The 17342-nt window shown below is 66.7% G+C and carries 18 protein-coding genes and 1 tRNA gene; 11 read left to right on the top strand and 8 right to left on the bottom strand.

The features are described 5' to 3' along the window. Window positions 1–229 precede the first annotated feature (229 nt). Complete coding sequence (locus ACFWF3_RS02860) at window positions 230–811, bottom strand: cysteine hydrolase family protein (RefSeq protein ID WP_379312206.1); 582 nt, start codon at window positions 809–811, stop codon at window positions 230–232. A gap of 74 nt (window positions 812–885) precedes the next feature. Here ACFWF3_RS02860 and ACFWF3_RS02865 point away from each other — a divergent pair, with 74 nt between their 5' ends. Then, window positions 886–1860: a GlxA family transcriptional regulator gene (locus tag ACFWF3_RS02865; protein WP_379312207.1), complete on the top strand. Its 975-nt coding sequence runs from the start codon at window positions 886–888 to the stop codon at window positions 1858–1860. 275 nt (window positions 1861–2135) lie between these two features. Next, window positions 2136–2399, top strand: coding sequence for a hypothetical protein (locus tag ACFWF3_RS02870; RefSeq protein ID WP_194829395.1), 264 nt, complete (start codon window positions 2136–2138; stop codon window positions 2397–2399). A 54-nt stretch (window positions 2400–2453) separates the two neighbouring features. Here the strand turns inward: ACFWF3_RS02870 and ACFWF3_RS02875 are convergent, their stop codons facing one another. Both ACFWF3_RS02875 and ACFWF3_RS02880 read right to left on the bottom strand, forming a co-directional pair. Continuing rightward, window positions 2454–3167, bottom strand: a complete 714-nt coding sequence (locus tag ACFWF3_RS02875; RefSeq protein WP_378989147.1) for a helix-turn-helix domain-containing protein — start codon at window positions 3165–3167, stop codon at window positions 2454–2456. Between the two features lie 403 nt (window positions 3168–3570). Then, the gene (locus ACFWF3_RS02880; RefSeq protein ID WP_378989528.1) at window positions 3571–5406 is read right to left on the bottom strand and encodes an acyl-CoA dehydrogenase; all 1836 of its coding nucleotides are present in this window, start codon (window positions 5404–5406) and stop codon (window positions 3571–3573) included. 211 nt (window positions 5407–5617) lie between these two features. Here ACFWF3_RS02880 and ACFWF3_RS02885 point away from each other — a divergent pair, with 211 nt between their 5' ends. Continuing rightward, on the top strand, window positions 5618–6214 hold the full coding sequence (locus tag ACFWF3_RS02885) for an alpha/beta family hydrolase (RefSeq protein WP_378989146.1): 597 nt from the start codon (window positions 5618–5620) through the stop codon (window positions 6212–6214). Here ACFWF3_RS02885 and ACFWF3_RS02890 read toward each other — a convergent pair whose 3' ends face one another. From ACFWF3_RS02890 to ACFWF3_RS02900, 3 genes are all read right to left on the bottom strand, one after another. Further along, window positions 6215–6886, bottom strand: coding sequence for a class I SAM-dependent methyltransferase (locus ACFWF3_RS02890; protein WP_379312208.1), 672 nt, complete (start codon window positions 6884–6886; stop codon window positions 6215–6217). Between the two features lie 28 nt (window positions 6887–6914). Then, on the bottom strand, window positions 6915–7964 hold the full coding sequence (locus ACFWF3_RS02895; RefSeq protein ID WP_378989144.1) for a DUF4185 domain-containing protein: 1050 nt from the start codon (window positions 7962–7964) through the stop codon (window positions 6915–6917). 223 nt (window positions 7965–8187) lie between these two features. Beyond that, entirely contained in the window at window positions 8188–8937 is a 750-nt protein-coding gene (locus ACFWF3_RS02900) for a crotonase/enoyl-CoA hydratase family protein (protein ID WP_379312209.1), read from the bottom strand. Window positions 8938–9051: 114 nt separating this feature from the next. Between ACFWF3_RS02900 and ACFWF3_RS02905 the strand changes: the two genes are divergently transcribed. The 5 genes from ACFWF3_RS02905 to ACFWF3_RS02925 all read left to right on the top strand — a co-directional run bounded on the left by ACFWF3_RS02905 (window position 9052) and on the right by ACFWF3_RS02925 (window position 12948). Continuing rightward, window positions 9052–9369: a hypothetical protein gene (locus ACFWF3_RS02905; protein ID WP_378989142.1), complete on the top strand. Its 318-nt coding sequence runs from the start codon at window positions 9052–9054 to the stop codon at window positions 9367–9369. Between the two features lie 93 nt (window positions 9370–9462). Beyond that, entirely contained in the window at window positions 9463–10578 is a 1116-nt protein-coding gene (gene sfnG / locus ACFWF3_RS02910) for a dimethylsulfone monooxygenase SfnG (protein ID WP_358067178.1), read from the top strand. Next, on the top strand, window positions 10578–11903 hold the full coding sequence (locus ACFWF3_RS02915) for an acyl-CoA dehydrogenase family protein (protein WP_379312210.1): 1326 nt from the start codon (window positions 10578–10580) through the stop codon (window positions 11901–11903). Before sfnG ends, ACFWF3_RS02915 begins: the two co-directional genes overlap by 1 nt. Window positions 11904–11930: 27 nt before the next feature. Continuing rightward, the gene (locus tag ACFWF3_RS02920) at window positions 11931–12458 is read left to right on the top strand and encodes an NADPH-dependent FMN reductase (RefSeq protein WP_379312211.1); all 528 of its coding nucleotides are present in this window, start codon (window positions 11931–11933) and stop codon (window positions 12456–12458) included. Next, entirely contained in the window at window positions 12451–12948 is a 498-nt protein-coding gene (locus ACFWF3_RS02925; protein WP_194829384.1) for a flavin reductase family protein, read from the top strand. Before ACFWF3_RS02920 ends, ACFWF3_RS02925 begins: the two co-directional genes overlap by 8 nt. A gap of 110 nt (window positions 12949–13058) precedes the next feature. Here the strand turns inward: ACFWF3_RS02925 and ACFWF3_RS02930 are convergent. Beyond that, window positions 13059–13129: transfer RNA gene (locus ACFWF3_RS02930), tRNA-Gly, on the bottom strand. A gap of 157 nt (window positions 13130–13286) precedes the next feature. On the opposite strand from ACFWF3_RS02930, the gene dcd reads away from it, so the two are divergent. After that, window positions 13287–13886, top strand: a complete 600-nt coding sequence (dcd, locus tag ACFWF3_RS02935; RefSeq protein WP_067455312.1) for a dCTP deaminase — start codon at window positions 13287–13289, stop codon at window positions 13884–13886. On the opposite strand, the gene ACFWF3_RS02940 is transcribed toward dcd, so the two are convergent. Beyond that, the gene (locus tag ACFWF3_RS02940; RefSeq protein ID WP_378635220.1) at window positions 13805–14314 is read right to left on the bottom strand and encodes a hypothetical protein; all 510 of its coding nucleotides are present in this window, start codon (window positions 14312–14314) and stop codon (window positions 13805–13807) included. The genes dcd and ACFWF3_RS02940 overlap by 82 nt on opposite strands. 202 nt (window positions 14315–14516) lie before the next feature. Here ACFWF3_RS02940 and ACFWF3_RS02945 point away from each other — a divergent pair, with 202 nt between their 5' ends. Together ACFWF3_RS02945 and ACFWF3_RS02950 are read left to right on the top strand one after the other, a co-directional pair. Beyond that, a complete protein-coding gene (locus tag ACFWF3_RS02945) occupies window positions 14517–15776 on the top strand; it encodes a helix-turn-helix domain-containing protein (RefSeq protein ID WP_378996910.1) in 1260 nt (419 codons plus the stop codon). 155 nt (window positions 15777–15931) lie between these two features. Then, complete coding sequence (locus ACFWF3_RS02950; protein ID WP_378996913.1) at window positions 15932–17176, top strand: pyridoxal phosphate-dependent aminotransferase; 1245 nt, start codon at window positions 15932–15934, stop codon at window positions 17174–17176. The last annotated feature ends 166 nt before the right edge of the window (window positions 17177–17342 follow it).

Consider the following 17342-nt stretch of genomic DNA (forward strand, 5'->3'; position numbering starts at 1 on the left):
AATCCGGGATGTCCGGTGCCACCGCGTTTTTCGCGGAGGACTCCGAGTTCTTCTGGATCTATCGTGACCTGTTCCAGTCCGGTACCGGCTACCCGCCCAACCGCGTCTGACAGATCAGAATCGACAGTTTCGCGACGGAACTGGTGTGCACTGGAATCAGTGCTCGGCCCGCACCCCATGACCGGGGTGCGGGCCGTTTCGTCGTTTCCGCACTTGGAGTCGAGCGGGATCAAGAGCTGAGGTGGGTGGGGGTGGGGACGACGATGCCGTAGAGGTCGGTGATGGTGGCCAGGGCGCTGGTGTGGAGTTGAGCTTCGGGGATGTCGCCCAGGGGACGGGTGGCGCAGGCGTTGGCGACCACGGTGGGGGTGTTGCCTCGGAGGAAGGCGCCTTCGGTGGTGAAGGTGACGCACATGTGGGTCATGAAGCCGGCGATGATGAGGTTGGTGTTGCCTGCGGCGTCGACCAAATCGGCGAGGTCGGTGTTCACGAAGGCGTTGGGGACGGATTTGACGACGGTGGGTTCGTTCGAGGTTGGGGACAGTTGGGGATGGATTCGGCCGATGTCGGTGGTGATGTCGTAGGGGGCGTCTTTGCCGCCGTCGTTGATGACGTGGATGACGGGGGTGCCCGCTGCCCTGGCCGCGGTGAGGAGTTCGGTCGCCGCGTCGAGGGCGGGTTCCCAGCCGGTCAGTTCCATGACGCCCTGGGTGTAGGTGTTCTGGTAGTCGACCAAGATCAGGGTGGAGTTGGTCAAGGAGGCGGGGGTTTCGTCGAAGCCGTTGAGTTCGCGCAGGGTCGTGGAGGTCATGGGATCCACGGTATGGAAGCCGTGTGATGTCGGCAATGCCATGTAATCTGCAGATTCGGACATGGAGGTAGTGGGTGACTGAGCGGCTCGTGGTGATCGTGTTGTTCGATCAGGTGGATCTGCTGGATGTCACGGGGCCGCCGGAGGTGTTCTCGCTGTTGCAGCGGGAGATGGACGAACCGACGGGGTATCGGGTGGTGCTGGCCGCCGAGTCGCTGGAGGCGGTGACCACCTCGGCGGGAGTGCGGATTCTGCCGGATGTGACGTTCGCCGAGCTGGGGCGGGTGGACACGGTGGTGGTGCCGGGGGCGGTGGAGACGGACAGTCATCGGCGGGTCAGCGCGGTGGTCGATCCGGGGGTGGTCGCGGCCATGTCGCGGTTGGCCGAGGGTGCTCGGCGGGTGGCTTCGGTGTGCGTCGGTGCGCATATTCTGGCGGCTGCGGGGCTGCTCGACGGGAAGCGAGCGACCACACATTGGTCGACCGCGCAGCAATTGGCCGCCGAGCATCCGGAGGTCGTCGTCGACGCGGACCCGATCTACATTCGCGACGAAAATGTCTGGACCGGAGCGGGACTCACCGCGTGCCTGGATCTCACGCTGGCCTTGGTGGCCGACGATTTCGGGGACGAATTGGCGTTGCGGGTTGCTCGCCAGCTGGTGATGTATCTGAAACGGCCGAGTGGGCAGAGTCAGTTCAGTGTGTCGCTCGAGCCGGTGTCGACCACGCGCCGGATCGAGGATCTGCGGCACTACATCGCGCGCAATATCGCGAAACCGCTCACGGTGACCGACCTCGCCGAGCAGGTCCATGTCAGTGAACGTCAGCTCACGCGCATCTTTCGCACCGAACTCGGGATGACGCCCGCGGCCTATATCGAGTCGGCGCGGGTGGAAGTGGCGCGCCACCGGCTCGAGACGAGCGACGAAACGCTCCAACGGATCGCTGCCGCTTGCGGTTTCAACACCATCGACACGCTCGCTCGCGCTTTCCGTCGCCAGCTCGATACGACCCCCAACGAGTACCGCCGCCGATTTCGTATCGGGTGACTCACTATGATCTCTGTCGGGACGTTTGCCGGTGAGGATATGAGTAACAAGGGGTTTCGAGTATGGGAACGGGTATCGCGGAGGAATGGTCGACGGGCTCGGCTACGCCGGTGTTGTGGGGGTTGACGAACTTGATTCAGCTGGTGGCGGGCCTGTTGGCCTCCTGAGGATTTGTCTTGCCCCCCTTTCATCGGTCTTCTGGCGGGGGTTCCTTCGCTGTTAGACATCTTGTGCGGCGGAAATCCGCGGCAAATCTGAACAACGAGGGGTTCACAATGAGCAAGATTCGTGTCTTCGGTGTGGCTATGGCTGCGGCGGCGAGCATCGCCGTACTCGGTGCGGGTACGGCGTCGGCGGAAGAGCCCGCACCCAGCACCGGGTCGTCGGAGCAGCTGGCCGCGATCCTGGCCTCGCTGACCTCGGGGTCGGGCGAGGAAGCCGAAGACGTTGTCGAGGAAGAGGCCGAGACCGGGTCCGCCGACGGTCTCGCCGCGCTGCTGGAGCAGCTGACGTCCGGGTCGGGCGAGGCTGCCGAGTAACTCCCGAGGATTCGCGGGCCCCTGTCGCTGCGGCGATGGGGGCCTCGCTCTGTTTCACCGCACCGGGATCAGGCGGTACAGCCACCAGGGGCGGCTCGGGAACGCGGGGTCGTAGATGCGCAGCATCATGCGGCGCTCCAACCCGGTGCTGCGTTCGCGCAGGCGCAGGTGGCGCCGCGCGATGTCCTGTGGGCGAACCTCGCTGGTCCAGATCGGATCCCAGTCGGGGGACTGACCGCACGATTCGGTGATGGCGGTGACGCGCTGGGTGGGGGCGAGGGGGGCGAGCATGCGGAAGGCGTGGACCAGGAGCTGGGCTTCGGTGGTCCAGTCGAGGTAGACCTTCTTCGCCACGGGGTTGAGGAACATCCACTCGAGCACGTTCACGCCGGCGCCGAGACCGGGGAAGAGGCGCTGATAGTCGGAGTTCGCGGCGAGCATGTCCATGGTGGGGAAGCGCGTGAGGCAGGCGGGGTGGGTGAGGCTGGCGAGGTCGGCGAGGTCTTCGGCCGACGGAGCGGTAGGGGCTGCGCCGGATTCGACGGCAGGTAATCCGAGAACCAGGATGGGCTTGCGATACCAGAGTGGCACGTCCAGGCCGTCGAAAAGTCGTTGCAGCATGGCGGGATTCGGGACGAGGGTCCCGGATTCGATCTGGCTGATCAGGAGTGGTGCGAGCTGTGTGCGGTGGGCGAGCTCGGTCCGCGCGAGTCCCGCGGCCAGCCGTCGTTCGCGCAAATACACACTGAGCGCCGTGCTTTCAGCCATCCCAACCCCCGAGCCTCACCCCGACCGACGGTAGATCCCAGGGTACGCCGGGTGGGTCGCCGGACGGCGGTGAACCGGCGTCCGAAGAAGCTGTTCGGCGGCACGACCGCCGAGCGCGTCCGCCCGCTGGGTCCGGGTGCTCACCGCGTCGAAAGCAGACTGAGCGGGCATGTTCGCTCGGCGTTCATCTCGTCAAGGTTGTACGTAACCAGCCCGTGATAGGAATGGCCGACCCACTTCGAAGGAGATTTTTCATGGATGGCCTGATGTACTTCCTCACGACGCTCGCGGCACTCGGTAGCGGCTCCGCTTAGAATCGCGCGACACACCGTCCCGTGAGGGAGACAAAACGGGCCGGAGCTGAATGCTCCGGCCCGTTTTTGCGTGGATCAGGTGAGAAACCTCAGAAGGCGGCCTCGTCCAGTTCCATGATGTCGTTGTCCAGGTTGGCGAGGATCGCGCGGGTGGCGGTCAGCTCGGGCAGGACGTTGCGGGCGAAGAACTGCGCCGAGGCGACCTTGCCGGTGTAGAAGGCGACGTCGGAGCCGGTGGCGCCGTTGTCGAGGGCGGCCAGCGCGATCTCGGCCTGGTTCAGCAGCATCCAGCCGATGAACAGGTCGCCGACCGACATCAGGAACCGCACCGAACCCAGGCCGACCTTGTACAGCTCGGTCGGCTGCTCCTGCGCGCCCATCAGGTGGCCGGTCAGGGTGGCGGCCATGGTCTGCACGTCCTCGAGCGCGGTGGCGAGCAGCTTGCGCTCGCCCTTGAGACGCTCGTTGGCCGAGTCGGACTCCAGGAACTTCTGGATCTGGCCCGCCACGTGGGCCAGGGCCACACCGCGGTCACGCGCGATCTTGCGGAAGAAGAAGTCCTGCGCCTGGATGGCGGTGGTGCCCTCGTAGAGGGAGTCGATCTTCGCGTCGCGGATGTACTGCTCGATCGGGTAGTCCTGCAGGAAGCCCGAGCCACCGAAGGTCTGCAGCGAATCGGTCAGGTACTGGTAGGCGCGCTCGGAGCCGACGCCCTTCACGATCGGGAGCAGCAGGTCGTTCACGCGGAACGCGACGTCCTTGTCGGCACCCGAGACGACCTCGGCGATTTCCGGGTTCTGGTGCGCGGCGGTGTAGAGGTAGATCGCGCGCAGGCCCTCGGCGTATGCCTTCTGGGTGGCCAGCGAACGACGCACGTCCGGGTGGTGGGTGATGGTCACGCGGGGCGCGGCCTTGTCGGTCATCTGGGTCAGGTCGGCACCCTGGACGCGGGTCTTGGCGTACTCCAGCGCGTTCAGGTAACCGGTCGACAGGGTCGCGATGGCCTTGGTGCCCACCATCATGCGAGCGTTCTCGATGACGTCGAACATCTGCGCGATGCCGTTGTGCACCTCGCCGACCAGCCAGCCCTTGGCGGGCACGCCGTGGCCGCCGAAGGTGACCTCACAGGTGGCCGAGGCCTTGATGCCCATCTTGTGCTCGACGTTGGTGACGAAGACGCCGTTGCGGTCGCCGTAGGTCTCGGTCTCGAAGTCGAAGTGGGTCTTGGGCACGTAGAACAGCGACAGGCCCTTGGTGCCCGGTCCGGCGCCCTCGGGGCGAGCCAGCACCAGGTGCATGATGTTCTCGAACATGTCGTCGGAATCACCCGAGGTGATGAAGCGCTTGACACCCTCGATGTGCCAGGTGCCGTCTTCCTGCTTGATCGCCTTGGCGCGGCCGGCGCCGACGTCGGAACCGGCGTCGGGCTCGGTCAGCACCATGGTGGCGCCCCAGTTGCGGTCGGCGATCTTGGCCGCCCACTTCTTCTGCTCTTCGGTGCCGTTGTTGAAGAACACCTGCGCGAAGCCCGCGCCCGCGGCGTACATCTGGATGGGCGGGTTGGCGCCGAGCACCATCTCCGACAGGGCCCACGCGACGGCGGACGGGGCGCCGAGGCCACCGAGCTCCTCGTTCAGCGGGACCTTGGCCCACTCGCCGTCTTCGAGCGCCTTGTAGGACTTCTTGAAGGACTCGGGGATGGCGACGGTGTGGGTGTTCGGGTCGAACACGGGCGGGTTGCGGTCGGCGTCGGCGAAGGACTCGGCCAGCGGGCCCTCGGCCAGGCGGCGGACCTCGGAGAGCATTTCCTTGACGGTGTCGGTGTCCAGGTCGCCGAAGGCGCCTGCGTCGAGCACCTTGTCGATGCCGAGGACCTCGAAGAGGTTGAACTCGAGGTCGCGAACGTTTGCCTTGTAGTGGCCCATGTGAGTACTCACTCTCCATTGAGTTCTGGTGCGGTCGGTGGTGTGCCGTTCCCGCCCGTCGCCGGTTTTCCGCATGCTACTCGCGGGTAACTTATTCACCATATTACCGGTGGGTAATCGTCTCGGCAAAGGGGTGGGCAGCAATGTGATGTGAAAAACACGCGCGGCTGCGGAAACGTTGCTCGCCGCGACCCCGGGGCTACCGTGAGATGTGCGCATCGAGACGACTGTGGGACCGGCCGAGATCGAGCTCGACGAGGTGGGTGATCCGGCGTTCCTGCTGGTGATCACGCACGGAGCCGGTGGCGGTGTCGATGCGAAAGACATTCTGGCCGTGCGTGACTCGGCCGTCGAAGCGGGCGGGGCGGTAGCTCGGGTGGTGCAGCCCTATCGGGTTGCCGGGCGGCGGGCACCGGGGAACGCGGAGAAACAGGACGAGGCCTGGCTCGAGGTCGTCGCGGCTTTGAAGGCCCGGTTCCCCGGAGTACCGATTGTTCAGGGGGGTCGCAGCAACGGGGCCCGGGTGGCATGCCGGACGGCCGTGGAGGTCGGCGCACGGGGTGTGATCGCGCTGTCGTTCCCGCTCCATCCGCCGGGCAAGCCCGAGAAGAGCAGGCGCGATGAACTGCTGGCGCCTGGGGACATCGCGGTGGTGGTCATCAACGGGGGTAGCGACCCGTTCGGGGTGCCCGACGCCGCCGACGCCGCCGAAGTGCGCGTGATCCCCAAGCAGGCGCACTCGTTCCGCACCGGATTCGACGTCATCGCGGCGACCGTTGCCCCCTGGTTCGCCCGCTGGGCGCAGTGATCAGACGGTGGGCTCTGGGACCGGGCGTTCCGCGATGAGCAGGGAATCTATGGCGTCAGGACCTTCGGTGGGACGGAAGACCTCGTGGGCGACAGTGATGGTGACGTCGTCGCGGGCCAGGTCGTCGCGGAGGTCTTCGGGCGAGAACAGGATCTCCGGTTCCTGCGGGCCGCCGTAGCCGTCGGCGATGTTGCGAGCGGCGTGACCGAGGACCAGGAGCATGCCGCCGGGGGCGAGCATGGCGGACAGCTGGTGCAGCAGAGTGCGGCGCTCGTCGGCGGGGAGGTGGACGAACACCATGAGGATCAGCTCGAACGGGCCGGTGATGTCGGCGGCCTCGAGGTCGGTGATATCGGCCGTCTGCCAGTGCACCCGGGAGCGGACCGATCGCGACAGGCGAGCCGCGACTGTCCGGCCCTTGTCGATCCCCACCTGGGAGAAGTCGACAGCTGTCACCTGCCACCCATGGGTGGCCAGCCAGAGGGCGTGACGACCCTCGCCGCAGGCCAGATCGAGGGCACGGGGAAGCGGCGGCACCACCCCCGACTCGTCGGGAAGCAGGGAGATCCGGCGGTCCAGCCCGTAGACGTGTTCGACAACAGTGCTGTTCGGCGGTGCGCCCCAGACCAATTCACTCCGCGCGTACCGCGCATCCCAATCCGCCGCGTCCATGAGTCGAGTGTAGGACCGGCGAACGCCGTCAGAGGGTGGTGCGCATCAATACGACGTTGTACTGGGTGTGGATGGTGGTCATGAAGTACAGGTCGCGGCCGGTTTGGTACGGGAAGATCGACGGGGCGTACGCGGTGGGGAGTTCACGGGCGTCGATCAGGACTTCGGGAGCGCTCCACGGGCCCGCGGGAGAAGCCGCGCGGCGCATCACGATGGAGTTGAACGGGTCGGTGGTGAGGGAGATGAACTGGCCGAGGTACTCGTTGTACATCACCGAGAGTTCGCCGACGCCGCCCATGATGGGGGCTGCCGCGTTCACGTCGTTGAGCTTCCACTCGTGGCCGTCCCAGTACTCGTAGGCGGCGAGGTTTTCGATCTGGGCTTCGGGAACGCGGGCGATGAAGGCCTCGTTGTTGCGGCCGGCGCGGGTGCCGTATTCGTAGACGAAGCCGCCGTCCTTCACGAAGCTGTTCATCTGGAAGTTGGCGTTGCCGCCCTCGTCGGGACGGCGGGTGTGGCCGAGATCGGCCCAGGTCTCCCCGTTGTCGGCCGACGCGGCCAGGCCGGAGAAGCTCGTGGTCCACTCACCGGGGGCGTCCCAGGTCTTCACCGACATCAGCGACATGTACTGCACGCCGTTGGCCGAGATGCCCGCGGTGGGGATGCGGCTGATCTCGAGGAAGGGGATCTTGGGGCTGGGGATCAGGTCGCGCGCCTGGCCGATGACATCGCGCACGACACTGTCGAACATGACTCCGTCGGCCGGGTTCTGGTCGTGGCTGCGGACCAGGATGTTCGAACGCCACGCCCAGGTGCTGCCCGCGAGCAGGTTGGGGAAGCCGATGCCCGCGGTGTCGCCGAAGGCGGTGAGCATCTCGCCGCGCCCGTTGTCCCACATGATGCCGAGGTCGGTGCCGAGGACGTTGTAGTTCTGGGTGTTGTTGGGGCTGGCCATGCCCGTGACCTGGAACACCGCCTGGGTGCGCCCGTGCAGGACGGGCAGGCCGTTGGTCCCGTTGAGAACGGGAATCGGGTTGATGGCGTTCGGGTTCGCGACGGCGGGAGGTGCTGTGCTCATCAGCAAGGCCGTAGTACCTGCGAGTGCGGAGAGCAGGATGGATCCGGTCTTGTTCACAGGTGCTCGAGCCTCCGGGTCGGGCCGAAATCCGGGAACGTTCCGGGTTTGCCGTCACGTACCACTCTTCGACTGGTCAGCGATCGAAGCGATGCTAACAGCCGCTAACAGTGATGTGCGGTACATCCGGTGGGTAGCTGACATGAATTCGCAGGTCGATTGCTTGTCAGTCGCTACTACTCATGGCCTTACGCAGCAGCAATGGCAGTTGGGCCATTCGCTCGGCGGCGAAGGTGGCGCGCGAACTGCGGTGCCACGAACGGTCGAACAGGTGCTTGGCGGCGGCCACGGCGTTCCGGTCGCGGGCGGTGACGCGGTCGGCGAGGGCTTGCGCGGCCTTCACCGGGTCGTCGGCGACATCGGTGATCAGGCCGATGCGCAACGCGTAATCGGCGTCGATCGGGTCGGCCGTCATGGCCAGCAGCATGGCCTGGTCGATGCCGATGAGCTGTGACAATGTGGCGGGGCCTGTCATATCGGGAATCAGGCCGTGGGCCGCTTCCATCACCGAGAATTCGGTCGTGGGGGCGGCGATCCGGAAGTCGGCGGCCAGTGCGATCTGGAGGCCGCCACCGAAGCAGCGCCCATGGACCGCGGCGATCACCGGGACGTCGAGGCGGCGCCAGGCCCAGCAGGCTTCCTGGAAGGTGTTGGTGCCGCGCAACGGCCGCGGAAGGAATTCTCTGACGATAGCCACCGGATTGCGAGTGGCGGCCGCGATATCGAGGCCGCTACTGAAACTCGGGCCGTTCCCGGTGATGATGACGGCGCGGGTTGTCTTGTGGTCGGCCACCTTTCGGGCCGCGTCGACAAGATCGCGGAGCATTTCCAAAGTAAGCCCGTTGTGTTTGCCGGGCCTGTTCAGCTCGACATAGGCGCGGTTGTTGTCGAAGCGGACGGCGATGTGGTCTCCCATATCGCTATCTTACTCGCGAGTCAGTTCGAGTGGGTGGCCACGCGGACGATGGTGCGGCATGATCCGAACCGCATCGCGCGTCGTCGGCGCGCGACGATCGAGAGGACTCACCGAATGCGGATCTGTCTGATGGCCGCGGCGCTGCTCGCGCTGCCCGTGCTGGCGGCCTGTGGCAGTAGCGACGAAGCACCGGCGGTTACTCAGGCCGAGCTGTCGAAATCGTTGCAGGACAAGGGTTTGAGCAATCCCGCGCTGGCCGACTGCGCCGCGCAGGTGTTCCTCGACTCCGGAATGTCGCAGGACGGGCTGCGGGTGATGGTGTCGAACGCGAAGTCCGACGATCCGGCCAAGCTGCTCAGTGAGGGCGACGCGGCCAAGGTGAGTGCGGCGCAGTCGAAGATCGCGGCGGACTGCGTGCGCGTGGGCAGCTGACCCGCGCCCGTATCGATCGCGCCGATTCAAACCCTCGTCGGGGTCGGCTGCCGGTGTTGCACTGGAACAGCCGACGACGAGGAGGAACTGCCCGTGACCACGGAGAGAATCGCCGACCAGGTCTCGTTCGCCTACTGGGTACCCAACGTCAGTGGCGGACTGGTGACCAGCGATATCGAGCAGCGCACCAGCTGGGACTTCGACTACAACAAGAAGCTCGCCCAGACCGCGGAGCGCAACGGTTTCGACTACGCGCTCACCCAGGTGCGCTACACCGCTTCCTACGGTGCCGAGTTCCAGCACGAGTCGACCTCGTTCAGCCTCGCGCTGCTCGCCGCCACCGAGCGGCTCAAGGTGATCGCCGCCATCCACCCCGGGCTGTGGCATCCGGCGGTACTGGCCAAGTTCGGTGCCACGGCCGACCATCTGTCCGGCGGGCGGTTCGCGATCAACGTGGTGTCGGGGTGGTTCGCCGGCGAGTTCAAGGCGCTCGGTGAGCCGTGGCTCGAACACGACGAGCGGTACCGGCGCAGCGCCGAGTTCCTCGAGGTGATCCGCAAGATCTGGACCGAGGACGCGGTGAACTTCGGCGGCGACTTCTACCGGATCCGGGACTTCACCTTGAAGCCGAAGCCGCTCAACACCCCCGAACGCCCCAATCCCGAACTCTTCCAAGGTGGTAACTCGACGGCGGCCCGGCGCAACGGCGGCCGCCATGCCGACTGGTACTTCTCCAACGGCAAGGACTTCGACGGCGTCACCGAGCAATTGGACGATCTGCGCGCGGTGGCCAGGGAAAACGATCGCGAGGTGAAGTTCGGGCTCAACGGGTTCATCATCGCCCGCGACACCGAGAAGGAAGCGCGCGACACCCTGCGCGAGATCGTCGAGAAGGCGAACAAGCCCGCGGTGCAAGGGTTCCGCGACGCGGTGCAGCAGGCAGGCGCGTCCACCGGTGACCGCAAGGGCATGTGGGCCGACTCCACCTTCGAGGACCTGGTCCAGTACAACGACGGATTCCGGACCGGGCTGATCGGCACGCCCGAACAGATCGCCGAGCGGATCGTGGCCTACCGGGCGCTCGGCGTCGACCTGATCCTGGCCGGCTTCCTGCACTTCCAGGAAGAGGTCGAGTACTTCGGCGCCAAGGTGCTGCCACTGGTGCGTGAACTGGAGGCCGCCGCGACGCCGGTCGCGGCGGGACGCTGATGACGGTGGTGACCGCCGAGCGGATCACCACGGCAGACCAGGCGGTGCGGATCGCGACCGAGTTGGCCGAGCTGTTCGCCGCCGGCGCCGCCGAGCGTGATCTCTCGCGTCGGCTGCCGCACGAAGAGCTCGATCAGCTTTCGGCCAGTGGGTTGCTCGCGATCACGGTGCCCGCCGAGTTCGGCGGGGCGGACCTGCCGCCGAGCGTGGTCGCCGAAGTGGTGCGAATCCTGGCCGCGGCCGATCCGAACATCGCGCAGGTGCCGCACAGTCACTTCGTGTATCTGAACCTGTTGCGACTGGCCGGAACTCGGGCCCAGCAACGCGACTACTTCGGCAAGGTGCTCGCGGGTGCGCGGATCGCTAACGCGCAGTCCGAGCGGAGTGGGGCGACGGTGGCCGACATTTCGACGGTGCTGCGGCTGGACGACGAGACGAGCGCGGGCGATGCCGAGTCGTCGCGGGCCGTTGTCACGGGCGGTGCCGATGCGGCGCGTATCGAGGCTCGGCGGTTCGTGGTCGAGGGGACGAAGTACTACTGCACGGGGTCTCTGTTCGCCGACGTGCTCGCCGTATTGACCAGACTCGACGACCCGCAGGGTATTTCAGGGCTGGAGCCCGGGGAGTATGTGGCGTTCGTGCCTGCGCTCGAACCAGGGGTGCGGATCGTCGACGACTGGGATGCGCTGGGGCAGCGGACAACCGGCAGTGGGACGGTCGAGTTCGCCGCGGTGAGGGTCGGGCACGAGCAGCTGGTCTCGCGGGCATCCGCGGTGAACGCGCCGACCGGATACGGGGCGTTCGCGCAGCTCCTGCACGCCGCGATCGACGCGGGTATCGCGCGCGGCGCGCTGGCGGCAGCAGCCGAGTTCGTGCGCACGCGCAGTAGGCCGTGGTTCGAGGCCGAGGTCGCGCACGCGGCTGACGATCCGCTGGTCGTTCAGCGGTTCGGGGAATTGGCTGTCGCTGTCGCGGCCGCGGAATCGACGTTGATCGTCGCGGGTGCGGCGGTGGACGCGGCGGTCCGGCCGAGGGCGGTGGCAGAAGCGGCGGACGCCCATCCCGATGCTTCCATCGATGGCGGCGCACACGCGTCGATCGCGGTCGCGACGGCCAAGATCCTCGCCGATCGTGCTGCGAACGAGGTGTCCGCGGCGATATTCGAAGTAGGCGGCACCCGCAGCGCCGCGGCAGGCCATCGACTCGACCACTTCTGGCGCAACGCGCGCACCCACACGCTGCACGACCCCGTTCGCTGGAAATACCAGCACATCGGGCGGGCCGTCCTGCACAACCGGCCACCGCCGTTGCACGGCGTCATCTAGAACCACCACGCGAGACAAGGACAGCCCATGACAGTGACGGTCGTCGTCGGAAACCCGAAACCCGCCTCGCGCACCCTCGCCGCGGCGGTGCAGGTCGCGCGGGCGCTTCGCCCTGATGCCGAGCCGCAGGTGATCGACCTGGTCACCCTCGGGCCCGGCCTGCTCGGCTGGGGCGACCCGGCGGTCGCGGCCGCCGCGCGCACCGTCGTGTCGTCCGAGCTCGTCGTGTTCGCCAGCCCGACCTTCAAGGCCACCTACACCGGACTGCTGAAACTGTTCCTCGAACAGTTCGACGGCGGCACCGGGCTGGCCGGTGTGGTGACCGTGCCGGTGATGCTCGGCGCGGGTCCGGCCCACGCGCTCGCGCCCGATCTACTGCTCAAGCCCGTGCTGGTCGAAATCGGTGGCACCGCCGCGCTGCCCGGGCTCTATCTGTCCGACCGGACTTTCGGTGAGGACGGCGTCATCGAGGAATACGCCCGGCGATGGGGACCCGTCGTCGCGGCACTGACAGACCCGGCCGTGCGGCCGGTGGAGGCAACGAATCATGCATGAGCTCTTGGACTTTCCCGCCGACGGCAACGGCTTACGCCGCGCCTTCGCCAACTTCCCCAGCGGTGTGGTGGCCGTGTGCGCCGAGATCGACGGCGTACCACACGGTTTGGCGGTGAGCACCTTCGTGCCCGTCTCCCTCGACCCGCCGCTCGTCTCGTTCTGCGTCCAGAACTCGTCGTCGACCTGGCCGAAGCTGGCCGGCGCCGGCCACCTCGGGCTCAGCCTGCTCGGCACCGATCAGCAGGCCGCGGCCAAGGCACTCGGCGCCCGCAACGGCGACCGCTTCCGGGAAACGGCGCTACATCGCGGAACCGGCGAGGCGGTGTTCATCGACGGCGCGACGGCCTGGATCGAAGGGGTGCCGGAAACGCAGGTCAGCGCGGGCGACCATCTCGTGGTGATCCTGCGCGTGAACCGGGTCGCCGCACGTGAGGACATCGACCCGCTGGTGTTCCACGGCAGCAAGTTCCGGACTCTGCACACCGGCTGAACCCGCCGCGACGACGGTGCGGGATCGAGCCTGATCGGCGCTTGCGAGCACCTCGGCCAGACTGACAGAAACAACAAAACCCCCAGGATGACCTGGGGGTTTTGTCGTTGAGCCGATGACGGGAATCGAACCCGCGCCATCTGCTTGGGAAGCAGAAGTTCTACCATTGAACTACATCGGCACTGCGCCACTGGGGGCGCTCGCGACTCTATCAGAACTCGTGCCGTGCGATGCAAGTGTTGATCGTGCCCGTGCTGGTGGCCGGGGTGACGCGGGTACGGGTCGGGTGTCGTAGGGGTGGGGGTTCTACCTGGGCTGTAGCTGCCTACACTGGGCCGGTGCTGCTCTCCGATCGTGACATCAGGGCCGAGATCGCCGCTGGGCGTCTCGGTGTCGAACCGATGCTCGAGTCGATGGTTCAGCCGTCGAGCATCGACGTGCGCCTCGACGGGCTGTTCCGGGTGTTCGACAACAGCCGCTACACCCATATCGATCCGGCGCAGCAGCAGGACGAGCTGACCAGCCTGGTCGAGCCGAAGCCGGGTGAGCCGTTCGTGCTGCATCCGGGGGAGTTCGTGCTCGGGTCCACGCTCGAGGTGTGCTCGTTGCCCGACGATCTGGCGGGGCGGCTGGAGGGCAAGTCGAGTCTGGGGCGGCTCGGGCTGCTCACGCACTCCACCGCGGGCTTCATCGATCCGGGGTTCAGCGGGCACATCACCCTGGAGCTGTCGAATGTGGCGAATCTGCCGATCACGCTGTGGCCGGGGATGAAGATCGGGCAGCTGTGCCTGATCCGGCTGTCCAGCCCGGCCGAGCACCCGTACGGCAGCGCCAAGGCCGGGTCGAAGTATCAGGGTCAGCGGGGGCCGACGCCGTCGCGGTCGTACCTCAACTTTCCTCTCTCGCCGGATTCCCTGAGCGCGGTCGAGACCCGCTGAGGGCCCGCCGCCACGGCGATGCTCAGCACCAGCGACAGCGCGGGCAGGGTGTCGCCGCCCCCGGACGGCGGCCGCACCCAGTGACAGCCCTCGCGACTCCAGCGGCCCAGGTTGGTCGGCAGCATCACGGCGCTGCCGGTGCCGGGGATATCGATATCGAGCCCCGCGAGCTCGGCGGCCTCTTCCTCGGAGGGCCGGGCGTCGGGTACGGCGAGCACGCTCCAGCGGATCTGACGCGCCAGCACCGGACCCTCACAGCGTTGCTCGCGCAGCGCCATGAGCACCTTCTCGGCGCGTGTGGTCGGTAGATGCACCACGCACAGCCGGTCGGTGATCGGCAGCATCACAAAGCCGCCGCGCTCGCGGACGGGCAGCCGGAATTCACGCTGGTAACACCGCACCCAGTCGTCGACAGTTCTGGCTTCCACGCTTCCAGAATCGCGCACGCACGTGCGCGTGACCACTGCCCCGCACCGCCCTTTCACTGCCTCTGGCAACCGATTCCACGAACTTGTGGCGTGTCTCACTGTCACGCTCGTACTCTGGGGGGAGTTGTCCGTCGGATGAGGTGACGCCGTGGTCGGGGAGTGGACAGGGAGAGAGGCCAGAGCTCTTCGCGATGCCAAACGAATGAGCATCCGGGAGTTCGCGGCTCATCTCGGTGTGCACGAACGATTGGTGTCGAAGTGGGAGGCGGGCGGGGTGCGGGTTCGCCCGCGTCCGGTGAATCAGGCCGCGCTGGATACGTCACTGGCCCGATCCGATGATGTTGTGCGCGCACGATTCTCGACCCTGCTGGCGCCCGCGGGTGATGCCGACCTGCTCGCGTTCGTCGATGCGGGAACTGTCAAAGGTGCTGTGCCCGAGGTGTTGTCGGAGAGGGAGTTGATCATGGCGGCTGCGCACGAGGCCAGCGAACACGCGGCCGCCGCGGAGGGCACCAATGTGGGGGCCACGACGCTGGCCCAGCTCGACGCCGACGTGCGGCGCATCGCCAACGAATACGTCCACGCCGCACCGGCACCGATGATGGTGGAGATGCTGCGGGTGCGCAGGCGGGTGTATCGACTACTCGACGGGCAGCAGAAGCCGGTCGACACCAGCCACCTATATCTGCTGGCGGGGACACTGTCCGGGCTGCTGGCCAACGCGAGCACCGACCTCGGCTACCTCGACGCTGCAGGCGAACAGATCAGGGCCGCTTGGGCTTACGCGGAACTGAGCGGGCACAACGGGTTGCGCGCGTGGACGCGCGGCATGCACGCGCTGATCGAGAACTGGTCCGACCGGCCGCGCAACGCCGTCCAATTAGCGCGCAGCGGGCAGGAATTCGCCGGGCCGGGACTGGGGCGGGTGCGGCTGCTCAATATCGAGGCGAGGGTGTGGGCGCGGCTCGGCAGCGATGCCGAGACCGACCGGTGCCTGCGCGCGGCCGAGGTGGCGGCCGGTGACCGCCGCGACGAACTGCACGACGAGATCGGCGGGGTGTTCGGCTTCGGCCCGCCCAAGGCCGCCTACTACGCGGGCGCCACCTGTATCCAGCTCGGCCGCGCCGAACAGGCACTGGCCGCCACCGAACGCGCGATCACCCTCTATTCGAGCGGCCCGCCTCTGCAACGCTCCTACGGCGCCGAATCGCTGGCCCGCGTCGACAACGCGGCCGCCCACCTGATCAACGGCAGCATCGACGGCGCCGCCGACGCCCTGCGCCCGGTCCTCGACCTGCCCGAGGACAAACGCATCGCCCAGCTCGGCGAACGCCTCGTCGGCCTGCGCCGCCGCATCGCCGCCCCGACCTATCGCGACGCGGTGGAAGCGCGCGGCTTGGACGAACGCATCGAAGAATTCTGTGTGGCGACCGCGGCGCTCGGCAGCCACCCCCGACCGTAGCTGATCACGTAACGCCTGGTCACCCACGAACATGGGTAACTCGCCGGATACGAGCCGGGTGCCCGTCAGCCGTCAACACGCGTCTCACCGGCCCAGGCCCGGCCGATAGCCGCGGGGAGGCGGAAAGAGTTTGCCCCGGATGGCAACATGGACGCGTGAGTCCTCAATCGCCGCATGTGCCCCCGCGCGTTCTCGAGCAGTCGACGAAACTGCAGAACGTGGTCTACGAGATCCGTGGGCCGGTTCACGCACAGGCAGCACGCCTGGAGGCCGAGGGCCACCGCATTCTCAAGCTCAACATCGGCAATCCCGCCCCGTTCGGGTTCGAGGCCCCCGATGTGATCATGCGCGACATCATCGCCGCGCTGCCGTATGCCCAGGGGTATTCCGAGTCCAAGGGGATCCTGTCGGCGCGGCGTGCCATCGTCACCCGGTACGAGCTGGTGCCGGGCTTCCCCGAGCTCGATGTGGACGACGTCTACCTCGGCAACGGGGTGTCCGAGCTGATCACCGTCACCATGCAGGCGCTGCTCGACAACGGCGACGAGGTGCTGATCCCGGCCCCCGATTACCCGCTGTGGACGGCCATGACCAGCCTGGCCGGCGGTACTCCGGTGCACTACCTGTGCGACGAGGAGAACGGCTGGCAGCCCGATATCGCCGATATCGAATCGAAGATCACCGACAAGACCAAGGCCCTGCTGGTGATCAACCCGAACAATCCGACGGGTGCGGTGTACTCGGCGGAGGTGTTGCAGCAGATCGTCGACCTGGCGCGCAAGCATCGGTTGCTGCTGCTGGCCGACGAGATCTACGACAAGATCCTCTACGACGACGCCAAGCACATCTCGCTGGCTTCGCTCGCTCCCGATCTGCTGTGCCTGACGTTCAACGGTCTGTCGAAGGCGTACCGGGTGGCCGGTTACCGCTCGGGCTGGCTCGCGATCACCGGGCCGAAGGACCACGCGGCCGGTTTCCTGGAGGGGATCGACCTGCTCGCGTCCTCGCGGCTGTGCCCGAACGTGCCCGCCCAGCACGCCATTCAGGTGGCGCTCGGCGGCCATCAGAGCATCGACGATCTGATCCTGCCCGGCGGGCGCTTGCTCGAGCAGCGCGATGTGGCGTGGGAGCGGCTCAACATGATCCCCGGTGTGTCGTGTGTGAAGCCGCGTGGCGCGCTGTACGCGTTCCCGCGGTTGGATCCGAACGTGCACGAGATCCACGACGACGGGAAGCTCGTGCTGGATCTGCTGTTGCAGGAGAAGATCCTGATGGTGCAGGGGACCGGCTTCAACTGGCCTGCGAACGACCATCTGCGAATCGTGACGCTGCCGTGGGCGCGGGATCTGGCCGTGGCGATCGAGCGGTTCGGTAATTTCCTGTCCAGTTACCGGCAGTAGAGTTACACGCGATGCTCACCTGTCACGGCTTTGACCAGTGAGTTTATGGGCTCTGGGCAGGATGGTCATCCTGGTATGCCAGGTAAAACAGACTGTGAGTTCGGAATGTTGGATGTTTTGAAGATCTACTAGTGCAAAAGTCCATCTTTTGTGTACAGTAGACCTC

This window comes from Nocardia sp. NPDC060220 (genome assembly GCF_042727815.1).
Classification (GTDB): domain Bacteria; phylum Actinomycetota; class Actinomycetes; order Mycobacteriales; family Mycobacteriaceae; genus Nocardia.